General features: G+C 62.9%; 15 protein-coding genes. All 15 read left to right on the top strand.

Going from position 1 to position 11,623, the window contains the following annotated elements:
• The first annotated feature begins 70 nt into the window (after positions 1–70).
• On the top strand, positions 71–826 hold the full coding sequence (locus EP30_RS01090) for a hypothetical protein (RefSeq protein WP_140555416.1): 756 nt from the start codon (positions 71–73) through the stop codon (positions 824–826).
• 175 nt (positions 827–1,001) lie between these two features.
• A complete protein-coding gene (locus tag EP30_RS01085) occupies positions 1,002–1,349 on the top strand; it encodes a hypothetical protein (protein ID WP_140555414.1) in 348 nt (115 codons plus the stop codon).
• Positions 1,350–1,351: 2 nt separating this feature from the next.
• Positions 1,352–1,657: a hypothetical protein gene (locus EP30_RS01080; RefSeq protein WP_140555411.1), complete on the top strand. Its 306-nt coding sequence runs from the start codon at positions 1,352–1,354 to the stop codon at positions 1,655–1,657.
• A gap of 154 nt (positions 1,658–1,811) precedes the next feature.
• Positions 1,812–3,059 carry a DNA methyltransferase gene (locus tag EP30_RS01075; RefSeq protein WP_181160729.1) on the top strand — a complete coding sequence of 416 codons (1,248 nt, stop codon included), beginning with the start codon at positions 1,812–1,814 and terminating at the stop codon, positions 3,057–3,059.
• Positions 3,060–3,067: 8 nt separating this feature from the next.
• Positions 3,068–3,712, top strand: coding sequence for a hypothetical protein (locus EP30_RS01070; RefSeq protein ID WP_140555408.1), 645 nt, complete (start codon positions 3,068–3,070; stop codon positions 3,710–3,712).
• Positions 3,673–5,265, top strand: coding sequence for a terminase (locus tag EP30_RS01065; protein ID WP_140555406.1), 1,593 nt, complete (start codon positions 3,673–3,675; stop codon positions 5,263–5,265). Before EP30_RS01070 ends, EP30_RS01065 begins: the two co-directional genes overlap by 40 nt.
• Positions 5,266–5,284: 19 nt before the next feature.
• A complete protein-coding gene (locus tag EP30_RS01060) occupies positions 5,285–6,706 on the top strand; it encodes a phage portal protein (RefSeq protein ID WP_140555403.1) in 1,422 nt (473 codons plus the stop codon).
• The gene (locus EP30_RS01055) at positions 6,681–7,376 is read left to right on the top strand and encodes an HK97 family phage prohead protease (protein ID WP_140555400.1); all 696 of its coding nucleotides are present in this window, start codon (positions 6,681–6,683) and stop codon (positions 7,374–7,376) included. The genes EP30_RS01060 and EP30_RS01055 overlap by 26 nt, the downstream gene beginning before the upstream one ends.
• A gap of 11 nt (positions 7,377–7,387) precedes the next feature.
• Positions 7,388–8,602 (top strand): phage major capsid protein, encoded by a 1,215-nt coding sequence (locus EP30_RS01050; protein WP_140555398.1) that lies wholly within the window; start codon positions 7,388–7,390, stop codon positions 8,600–8,602.
• 169 nt (positions 8,603–8,771) lie between these two features.
• Positions 8,772–9,284 (top strand): hypothetical protein, encoded by a 513-nt coding sequence (locus EP30_RS01045; protein ID WP_258185289.1) that lies wholly within the window; start codon positions 8,772–8,774, stop codon positions 9,282–9,284.
• On the top strand, positions 9,281–9,676 hold the full coding sequence (locus tag EP30_RS01040) for a hypothetical protein (RefSeq protein ID WP_140555393.1): 396 nt from the start codon (positions 9,281–9,283) through the stop codon (positions 9,674–9,676). Before EP30_RS01045 ends, EP30_RS01040 begins: the two co-directional genes overlap by 4 nt.
• A 4-nt stretch (positions 9,677–9,680) precedes the next feature.
• The gene (locus EP30_RS01035) at positions 9,681–9,971 is read left to right on the top strand and encodes an HK97 gp10 family phage protein (protein WP_140555390.1); all 291 of its coding nucleotides are present in this window, start codon (positions 9,681–9,683) and stop codon (positions 9,969–9,971) included.
• Positions 9,968–10,390 (top strand): hypothetical protein, encoded by a 423-nt coding sequence (locus EP30_RS01030; RefSeq protein ID WP_140555388.1) that lies wholly within the window; start codon positions 9,968–9,970, stop codon positions 10,388–10,390. The genes EP30_RS01035 and EP30_RS01030 overlap by 4 nt, the downstream gene beginning before the upstream one ends.
• A 12-nt stretch (positions 10,391–10,402) precedes the next feature.
• Entirely contained in the window at positions 10,403–10,978 is a 576-nt protein-coding gene (locus tag EP30_RS01025) for a hypothetical protein (protein ID WP_140555385.1), read from the top strand.
• A gap of 79 nt (positions 10,979–11,057) precedes the next feature.
• The gene (locus tag EP30_RS01020; protein WP_140555383.1) at positions 11,058–11,435 is read left to right on the top strand and encodes a hypothetical protein; all 378 of its coding nucleotides are present in this window, start codon (positions 11,058–11,060) and stop codon (positions 11,433–11,435) included.
• Positions 11,436–11,623: the final 188 nt, after the last annotated feature.

The raw sequence follows: 11,623 nt of genomic DNA, 5'->3' as shown, positions 1-11,623 counted from the left end.
GATATCCTCAAACACGACAGCAACAACGGCATGACGCCCCCACCCAACCACACACGCGAGGAGAGGGCCCATGAACCGCCAATGCACCAAATGCCACACCCCACTCCCCACCAACCACACCACCAACCTGTGCACCACCTGCACCACCCAACTCCGCGACAACCTGCGCTCACTGGCACACGACCTGCCGGCACTCCGACTCATCGCCGCCAAACAAGCCCGCATCACAACCGGACAAACCAGAAAACCCAACCGGGACGTCGCCCCAATCCCGATCAGCATCGCAGCCTGGGAACTCCTCCAGGACATCGAAACCTACGCCCGCCACACCGCCACCGCCGCAGGCATAACCACCAGACACACCACCGCCGAAACCCTGCTCGCCACAGCAGCCCAACACACCACCACCCTGGCCAAACGACCAGACGCCGCCTACATCGCGGCAATAGCATCCACCGCCACCCGCTACACCGCACACCACCTGAACCCACCAGAACCACGAACCCTGATCGGCCACTGCCCAACCTGCAACACCCAACTCTGGTGCGACACCACCGACCTCGCATCAAACTGGACCGTCTGCCCAACATGCCACACCACCCTACGAATCCACGACATCCAACAAACCCGCATCCTCCGACTCGCAGCCTCAGACGCCCACGGCACCGCCACCGAACTCGCCAAACTCCTCCGCACCTGCGGCATCACCATCAACGCCAACACCATCCGCCAATGGAAACGCCGAGGCAAAATCACACCCATCGCGCTCGCCGACGGCAAGCCCGTCTACCGGCTGTGGGACGTGTGGGCCACGCTGGGCCAATAGCACGACTTGACAGAACGGGCTGTCACGCCCCAATATGGTAGCGTTGGTCGTTTTCAGGGATAGCCGGAGACGGCCTTCTTTCGTATTCGCCTCCAATCGAAACGAAAGCAGCAGTATCAGAAGGCCCGCGTACCCGCATGGTGCGTGGGCCTTTCGCGTATCCGAAGGACCATTGATGACCGACGCAGACGTCTACCAGCATGTAGCCAGGATCCTCAACGAGGACGGATCCCAGCATGTCCTCATCGTCGCCACCTACATCCCGCCAGCCCGCGACGCCTACGAGCACATCCGCGCGCTGATCCCACGAAGCCATATCAGCCGACGAGCCAAGACGACGCACCTGTCCCGGCTCAACCTGACCGCCGGAGGCAGCCTCACCGCCACGAACACCGCCACCGCCGCAGGCCGCACCCCGGACATCCTCGTCATCGTCGGCAACACCGCGAAACGCGACGAGCTCATCGTCAAGGGACTGTCCGAGGCGGCGGGGAAGAACATCTACCGGGTCGAGGGGATCTGACCGTGGCCGGGGCCAGGAAAAGCACCCGCCGATTCCAGAAGGCCAAGCTCCAGTTCCGAGAGCGATGCGCGCGGGACAACGCTCCCTGCTGGCTGTGCGGAATGCCCATCGACTACGACGCCCCGCCAGGAACGACGGACGAAAGCTTCGAACTCGACCACTACTATCCGGTCAGCAAACGACCCGACCTGCAGGAGGACCCCGCCGGGTTCCGCCCAAGCCACGCCAGCTGCAACCTCCTGCGCGGCAACCGCGACCCGATGCAGCCGATCGGCATGCTGTCACGGCAATGGATCGCAAACGACTGACGCGACAGCATGAGCTCATCACCGGAGAGCGGTCGACAAGGGGGAGGGGCGGTAAAATCCCCCAGCCGGCAGACGACGGCATACTACTCGCATGGGCACTCTTCCTCTCCCTCCGAACATGACCATCCCATCGCGCGCGCAGAATCGAGACATCATGACGCACCTCAAGGTCGAATCGTTCCGCCTCGCCGACCTGCAGACATACCACAGGAACCCACGCCGAGGCGACGTGGACGCAATCGCCGAATCGTTGAAGGCCCGCGGCCAGTACAGGCCGATCGTGGTCAACATCGGCACCCACGCATCCCACGACTACGAGATCCTCGCAGGAAACCACACGTACATGGCCGCGAAGAAACTCGGCTGGGAGACGATCCAGGCGACCACCGTGGACGTGGACGACGACCAGGCCGCACAGATCGTGCTCGCCGACAATCGCCTCGCCGACCTCGGCGGCTATGACGACCAGACGCTCTCCGACCTGCTGCAGGACGTGAGCAGCCTCGACGGCCTGGGATGGGACCGGGACGATGTGGACGCCCTCGCGGCGGCACTGGACCCCGACCCCAACGACGATACGGACATCGAAGACGTGGAAACCCCCGTCGATGCCCCGACCCGCGTACATCCGGGAGAGATCTGGCTGCTGGGAGACCACCGCCTCATGTGCGTGGACTCCACGGACCGGGCGTCGGTCGCCAGGCTCATGCACGGCGACACCGCCGACGTGTGCTTCACATCCCCGCCGTACAACCTCGGGCGCAGCGCATTCGGAGGAAACGTGCAACAGGACATGCGAGGCGCACACGCGTACGGGGAATACTCCGACGACGTCAGCGACGACGACTACGCAGACCTCCTCAACAAAAGCCTCGACAACGCACTGCGCCACGCCGACGACGCAATGCTCAACATCGGCATCCTCTCAGGATCCAAAGCGGGCATCATCGACATGCTGACCACCCACAGCAAGCAATTCTCCGACATCCTCGTCTGGAACAAGAACAACGCGATCACCCTCGGCATGCCATCACACCGAGGCCTCGTCTCCCACATCTGCGAGCTGATATTCTGCTTCAACCGCAAAGGCAACCGGGCATTCTCCCATCCCCAATGGCCGATCGCATCCATGAACAACAGAATCGACACGCCGTACAACTCGGGAAACGAATACGCCACACAGCATGCCGCGGCATTCCCCATCGAACTGCCAGCATACGTGATCCGCAACTTCACCGAATCCAGCATCCTCGACCTGTTCGGAGGAACCGGCACGACACTGATCGCAGCCGAACAACTCGACCGAAAATGCTACATGATGGAACTCGACCCCCACTACTGCGACCTGATCATCAAACGCTGGGAAGACCGGACCCACCGAAAAGCCACCATTGAAGAATAGAGACCCCGATGGCAGCAGAAAAGGACCAGCAGGCGCTCAGACTGTTCCTCGCAGCATGCGACCTCGCCCAGATCCGCGACAAACTCGGATACAAGACCGTCACATCCGCTGAAGCCGCCATCCGCAGAGCACTCGCGGCAAACCGACGAGGCAAGGACCAGGACACCGAACGCTCCGTCGAACTCGAACGCATCGACGCCCTGTACCGGGCGGCATACCCGCAGGCACTCGCCGGCGACCTGAAGGCCATCGACACCTGCAACACGCTCTCCGAACGCCGCATGCGTATCCTCGACAAACCCAACACCGAGGACGGCATCACCACGGCATACGAGACAACAGTGACGGAACTGGACGTAGGGGACAAGGACGCCGCAGTCGTCGCGTCCGGACGCGCCATCGCCCGCCAGATCGACTACTCGCTCAAACACGGCACCGGGCAGGAAGTCACCAAGGCCCTCTACCTCGTCCCGCACCTAATGAACGTCCTGCGCGAGCTCGGCGCAACACCAGCAGCACGCGGACAGGTCAGCGCGGCCGCCGGCGAGGTGAAACCAGTCGCGGACGAATTCGAGGAATACCTGGAGAAAATCAAGCATGACGGGAGACGGCGATGGACCTGCACGAGATCCATGACCTCGACCACGGCATGACCACCCCCCGCATCTACACGCCACCACTCCGAGAACTCACCCCACGGACGACGAACGGCTACGCAGTCATCGAATTCGCGGAAAAATTCTGCCACGTCCACCTCTACCCATGGCAGAAATGGCTCCTCATCCACGGACTGGAACTCAACCAGGACGGATCCTACCGCTTCCGCCGAGTCGTCACAGAGGTCGCCCGCCAGAACGGCAAGACCACACTGATGAGCGTGCTATGCGCATGGTGGCTGTTCGTCGACTCCGAACGCCACCCCGACCTGTCGCCCGCATGGAAATTCCAAGTAGTCGGCGCGGCCCAGACACTGGACAACGCCAGAGCACCATACGCGGCAGTCCTCAACTGGTGCAACCCGACCCCCGCATCCGAAGCGGAGGCGGCGCTCGCGGTCCCGGCATTGCAGAAGCGTGTGCAGCGCATCAACAACTCGCACGGCGAGGAGGCGATAATCTGCAGGAACAAGGCGCAGTACATCGTCCGCGCCGACAAGAACATCCGCTCCAAAAGCGCCGCCCGCGTGGTGTTCGACGAGCTGCGCGAGCAGCACACCGACGACGGGTGGAACGCCGTCAGCCAGACCACCAAGGCGGTCTGGTCCTCACAGCTTTGGGGCATCAGCAACGCCGGCGACTACCGCAGCATCGTGCTACGCCGAGTCGTGGACGAGGGACGCTCCCTCGCCGAATCATGGAACGCGTCGGTGGAGGCAGGCGACCAAACGCCTGAGGAATGGGCGGCAAGCCACGATGCGTCCTACGGCTATTTCGAATGGAGCGCTCCAGACGGCTGTCCTCTCGACGATCCCGACGGCGTACGCCAGGCCAATCCGAGCATGGGCTACGGGCCGATGACATATCGGAGCATCATCGCGGACATCAACGGCATGACCGAGGCCGCATACCGTACCGAGGTCCTGTGCCAGTGGGTGACTGCGGACATCGTCCCGTACATCCCCCTGAAGCTGTGGGAACGCGGCATCGACCGCACGTCGAGCATCCCGTCCGACGGCAGGATCGTCCTGTCGGTGGACACGTCGGCGGACCGCGATACCACGTACATCGCCGCGGCCGGCTATCGGGACGACGGCCTGCCGCACGTCGAACTCATCGTGCGCCGTGACGGCATGCTCTGGGTCCCCGGATATCTCAGACTCCTCAGGAAATCCTGGCCGGGCATCCATGAGATCGCCGTCCAATCCAAGGGATGCCCCGCGGTGGATTTCATCGACCCACTCGCCGAGGACGACTGGACCGTCCACATGATCGAGGGGTTCAAGGTCGGCGCCTGCGCAGGACGGTTCCGCGACCGCGTCCGGCAGAACAAGCTGCGGCACCTCCCGCAGCCGGCCATCGAACAGCAGGTGTCCTGCGCCATCACCAGACGCCTCGGCGAGGTGGAGGTCTGGGACCGGACGAAAAGCGCCATGCAGATCAGCGGACTGATCGCGGAAAGCCAGGCGCTCTACGCGCTCGAGACCATGGACGGCGAACCCGAGAAGCCCAGATTCCAGCCATCCACGGGCATACGAATCCACTGTTGAACACCAGTAAGGAGAACGCATGGGATTACTAGACAACCTGTTGTCCCGTAATGCGGCGTCGATCATGATGAAATCGGCAAACGCCGATCCGCCCACCATCATCGACGCGACTCCCAATGTCATCAGCTGGCCGACAGACGACGAATTCGCCGGCATCGCCAACGGCATGTACTGCCGTGAATACGCCGTGCGCGTCGTCGTCGACTTCATCGTCCGACAGCTCGCCAGCCTGCCGTTCAAGGTCTACCGGCGCAATGACTCCGGCGACGCCGAAGAGGCCAGAGACAGCGAACTGTCCCGACTGCTCAAACGACCGTCACGACTGCCCGGCATGAGCCGATACCGGTTCCTCGCAGGACTCCTGCACGACATGCTCATGGAAGACCGATGGGTCTGCACCCTCGGACTCGATCCCAACGACGAGTGGACCCTGCGCCGCATTCCCCCCAACGGCTACAGCCTCACAGCCAACGGATTCGGCGAGATCACCCAGATCACCGTCAGCTCCACCGAAGGAGCTCCCGGCAGGACCTACACGCTGCCATCGCCGAACGTGATCCTCGACGTCGGCTACATCGACGGACTCCGACTCGGCGACCCGGTCACGGGAGTCCTCCGCCCACTGCTCGCCGAGGCGCGCTCCATGGCCGCCTACCGCAAAAGCATCGCCGCAAACGCGGCACGCACCCCGGCCTACGTCTTCCGTCCCAAGGAGATGCGCTGGGAGACCCAGGAGGACTATGACGACTTCGTCAACAGCCTGCGCAACTACCAGGCCGGAGGCGGCAGGGAAGGCGCATGGCTCCCCCTGCGCGACGGCATGGAGATCCGAAGCCTGGACCTGTTCAAGCCGGTCGACATGGAGGACATCGAGGCGCGGGAGAAGATCAACGAGCAGGTGGCGCTCGCCTTCCACATCAGTCCCGAGAACATCGGATTTCGCACCGGCACCAACTCGAACATCGCGGCCTACAAAGAAAAGCTGTGGAACGTCGAGCTCCTGCCGTACCTTGTCGCGTTCGAGGAGGCCCTGAACATGAACCTGCCGGCCGCCGTGGGCGAACCCGACTGCTACATCCGCGCCAACCTCGACGCGAAGCTCCGGGGCACGATGGAAACGCAATTCCAGGCGCTCAGCACCGCCACGGGCAGACCCTTCATGAGCACCAACCAGGCGCGTGACCTGTTCGACTGGCCGAAGATCCCCGGAGGAGACGAGATCATCACCCCGTTGAACGTCACTGTCGGCGGCCAGCCCAGCCCTCAGGACGGCGGACAGACACAGAACGCCCAGCAGGGCGCGAGCCCCAACGGCAAACAGGCCATGGCCATGATCGGCCAGTTCCAACGCCTCTACCAGTACGACGCTGGATTCCGCCAGATATGGGACTCGATGACGAGAGGAGACCACAACGATGAAACTCGACCATCTGGGCTATGAGCTCAAGGACCTCACAGCCGACTGGACGAACGACGCAGGCACCTTCTCCGGCTACGCATCGACATGGGAGAAGGACATGTACGACGACGTGATCGTGCGCGGAGCATTCAAGCAAACCCTCGCCGACGATTTCCGCAGCGGGGGAGCCGGCATCCCGATCCACTGGCAGCACAAGGACGGATCCCCGAACGACATCATCGGCGAGACCCTCTCTGCCGTCGAGGACGAGCACGGCCTGCTCATCACCGCCAGGCTCGACACCGACATTCCCGAAGGCAGGCGCGCCTACGATCTGCTCAAACGCGGGCTCATCCATCAGATGAGCATCGGTTTTGTGCCGGAGAAGACGGCATGGATCGACGACGAGGACTCCGACTCCCCATGGGACGGGCACCGTGAGATCCGACAGCTCAAACTGTTCGAGATCAGCCTGGTCCAGATCGCAGCCAATCAGGGTGCCGAGATACTCGAGGTTAAGGCCGGACGCGCCATCTCGAAGGCGAACGAGACCAAGATCCGCGTCGCCTACGACGCGCTCGGAGAACTGCTCGCCGCCATCACCGACACCCCGGACGACGACCCCGACGAGGGGACGAAAGATTTCGACCCGCAGTGGGCCGAGGAATTCAGGGAAATCAGCGACTTCCTCTCGCTGGCAAACAACCAATAGAAAGGATCCACATGAACCTCGTGGAACAGCTCGCCGCCGAGAAGAAGGCGGCACAGGCCATCGTCTCCAAGGGCATGGAGAACATCACCGACGACGAACAGACCCAGCTCAAGGGCCACGTCGCCGAGATCAAACGACTGCAGGAGCGCATCGACCTGTTCAAGGGCGTCAACGACCTCGATCCAGAGGCGGTAACCACACGCGAATCCAAGACCTGCGCCGGAGCAGCCACCATCGGCGACCTGTACGCGGCCGAACTCAAACAGGCCGGCATGACAGTCGGCCAGACCAAGAACCACCCGTTCAGCACGTCGGAATTCAAGGCCTCGTCCGACACCCACGCTGCCGGCACGGGCACAGCCGGCGTCGGATACCAGCCGGTCGTCACCCAGATCGACATGAACGGCGCATGGCCCTACGAACGCCCCCTCGTCGTGGCGGACCTGTTCGGCAGCATCACCCTGTCCGGCAACGCCAACACCGTCGAATACCCGGTCTACTCCGCGCTCGAGGGCGGTGCCGGCACCGTGGCCGAAGGCGGAGCCAAGCCACAGACCCACCTGCCGGACCCCACATGGAAGGCCGACAGCCTCAAGGAGATCGCCGCCTACTGGAAGGTCACCGACAACATGGCCGAGGACCTCGCCTACATCGTCAGCGAGATCAACAACCACGCCCGCTACAACCTCCAGCTCGTCGAGGAGACCCAGCTCCTGAGCGGCGACGGCAATGACAAGAACATCGAGGGCCTGCTCGCCCGCGAGATCCAAACCATGGGACAGGACACCGACTCCGACCCGGATCGCCTGTTCAAGGCCCGCACCAAGATCGCCCTCGCCACGGGCTTCCGAGCCGACGCGCTCGTCATCAACCCCGCCGACTACGAGGCCATCCGCCTGAGCAAGGACAGCAACGGCCAGTACTACGGCGGCGGCTACTTCGCCGGCCAGTACGGCAACGGCGTCATCATGCAGGACCCCAGCCTGTGGGGGCTGAAGACCGTCGTGACCGAGGCAGTCGCTCAGGGCACCGCGATCGTCGGAGCATTCAAACTCGGCGGAGCGGTCATCCGCAAGGGCGGCCTGACCGCAGAATCCACCAACAGCCACGCCGAGGACTTCACCAACGACCTCATCACGTTCCGCATCCGAGAACGTGTCGGACTGCAGGTCAAATACCCCAAGGCATTCGTCAAGGTCGCCCTGGGAAAAGCCGCGGCCAAGTAACCGAGCCGGAAAGCCTCATCGTCTCGCCGACAACCATCACCATGAGAGCCGGCGAGACCGTGAGACTCTCGACCTCGGTCCTGCCTCCCGACGCAGCCCAGGAGGTAACCGTCACCGTGGCAAACCCCGAAATCATCACGGCCGCAACCGCAGAAACCTCGCAAGGAGCATGAAGATGGCCCTCCCGGACATCATCGCGAACCCCGGCACATTCGACGCGGACGCCACATTCTGGCTCAAGGCCGCACAAGCGGCCATCCGCCGAGAATGCGGCTGGCACGTCACCCCGAACACCGAACTCGCCGGAGTGATCAACAGCAGGGGAGGGCTCATCCTGCGACTGCCGGCCAGACACATCACATCAATCGACACACTGACCGACCGCAACGGCACACCGCTCTCCTACATCAACGACCCCGAAACAGGTCTCCTTGAGTCCACCGACGGACCATGGCCCACAGGAATCGCCGCCATCCACTACCGGATCCACGCAGGATACGACCCCGACGAATGCACCGACCTGCAAGGCGTCCTCATCAACGTCGCCAAACGAGCCGCCACTGCATCAGCCGGCGTCATCACCAGCCAATCGGTCAACGGCAGCTCCGTCAGCTACAACGTCAGCCTCATGACCGACGAGGTAGCCAAACTCAACCGCTACAAACTCGGACCACTACCATGAGCATCCTCGACGACATCCCCACCAGCCACACAGGATTCACCCTCCCCGGAGCAACCCCATTCAACCGTCTCCGCGCCACCCGAACCCCGGACCCATACAACCCCTCCACCACAGCATCCGACTGGACCAACCCCGTCACGATCCCCATCCGAGGAGCGCTCGCCAGCAGTACCAGCACACGACTACAGGACGGCCCCCGCGACCAGACCACATCCACCGCCATCCTCACCATCGACGATCCCCACACCGACATCCAGATCGGCGACCGGATCAAACCCGACCCGGACGACGGCCGCTGCTGGGAAGTCACGGGATTCCCCAGCAACGACGTCAACGCCTTCACCGGACTGCAACCCACCCTGCAAGTCACCCTCGCCGAATGGAAAGGATAACCCCATGCCAGCAGCCGGACAGACCACCGTGCACTTCGACGACAGCTTCTTCGAAGCGATCCTGCGCAGCGCAAAGGTAGACGCCCTATGCAAGGAAAAGGCGGAACGGACCCTCGCCATCGCACGCAAAAACGCGCCGGTCGACTCCGGAGACTACAAGCGAGGCCTCAAAATCAAGAAAGTCCGCCACGCCCACCGCGACACCTACCTCGTCGTCGGCACCGACGCAAAAACCCTCCTCATCGAATCCCAGACCGACAACCTCCACAATGCCCTCAAGGAGGCATCAGGATGATCATCCCCCCGGACGTCGAACAATGGCTCTGCAACCACCTCCGCACCCAGATCACCGACATCCCCCGCCTCCAGATCGGCAACCGAGAACCCCCGGACTACGACGGAACCCACCCACTCATCGTCATCCGAGACATCCCCGGCCCACGGACCGCCATCATCGCCTACGACTGGGCCATCGGCGTCACCATCCGAGGCTGGGCACGAGACAACCCCAAACCCTGCAAGGACCTCGCCCGCCGAGTCCTCGCCATCCTCACCGACGACCCAGCAATCATCACCGCACCAAACAGCCCCATCGCAGCCATCAACCACACCAGCGGCCCCACCCCACCAGCAGGCGACACATCCCCGGCCGCACGCTACTACCTCACCGTCGACTACACCATCGCCGGCGAAATCCAACAACCACAACCATAAGGAGAACAAACAATGGCACAGGACTCCCTCGGCAACGACCTCACCCAAGTCGACCTGCCAATCACCGCGGCGCTCGCCATCGCGTCCTACTCGCAGACCAACGTGCTCGCGTCCGCCGCCGGCGGCGGAGCCAAGGTCACCCTGCCGGAGGGGTACCGTCGTCTCGGACTGATCAAGCAGGACGGCGGTGCGAACGAAAGCATGGACCAGGACAGCCCGATCGAGTTCTTCCAGAAGGGCTACAAGCTGTCGCTGGACCCGACCATCAGCATCCAGTGGGGGCTCGCGGAATTCAACAAGGTCGTCCGCGAACTCATCACAGGCAAGGCTCCGGACGAGAACGGCATGATCACGGTGTCCACGTGGACTCCCGACACCAAGTGGCTCGTCTACTACGAGGAGGTCTACAAGTCCGGTCGTATCCGCCGTCTCAACGGCGTCATGCAGGTGACCGGAACCGAGATCGACCAGTCCGAGCGCAACAGCGTCAAGGGCCGCAACGTCACCCTCGAATGGCAGACCGATCCTCTGATCGGCGACGGAGTGACCAGCCTCTACAACGAATGGCAGTACGATCCCGCCGACTGACATGCCCCGCTATTCCCGCCGACGTCTGCCATGCCAATTCCCGTCGGCGGGCATACCCGATACTCGATAGGAGCAATACATGACCGACGAATACACGCCCGACCGAGAGGCGTTCGACCAGATCACCATCGCCGAGACCGAGCAGGCCATCGCCGAGGCAGGCAGGATGGTCGCACCGAAGACCATCGTGAAATATCCGAACCTATGGGTGTGCTTCCCCTCGGGAAACATCTACCGCATGCCGCTCAATCCCAGCCAGGACCTCGTCGACTCCATCGCCGATGAAACGCCCGTCGACCAGATGATCAGCCTGCTAACCGTGGACGATCCCGACACCAGGACGAACGTCCGCGGGGAATCCTCCGCATCGATCATCGCATTGAGCTACACGTACACGAAGATCCTCACCCAGATGCAGGGAGCGAGCCTGGGAAAATCATCAGCTTCGTCCGACTGATCCGCAACGCGGACGAACATGCGCTCATCGCGGCGGACTTCGCCCGACACGGGTGGAGCCTGACGGGAGATCTCGGCGACCGGCTCCGCTACGGTGACGCGATCGACCTGCTCTCGGATCTCGCCACCGACCCGTCCACCAGCGTCGGCGCCAAACGATGGGGACTGAGATACCCCGTCAGCCATGAG

The sequence above is a fragment of the Bifidobacterium sp. UTCIF-39 genome, from assembly GCF_006408715.1.
GTDB classification, from domain to species: Bacteria; Actinomycetota; Actinomycetes; order Actinomycetales; family Bifidobacteriaceae; genus Galliscardovia; species Galliscardovia tissieri.
Note: the sequence above shows the minus strand (reverse complement) of the source record. Positions and strands in the feature narration are given on the sequence as shown.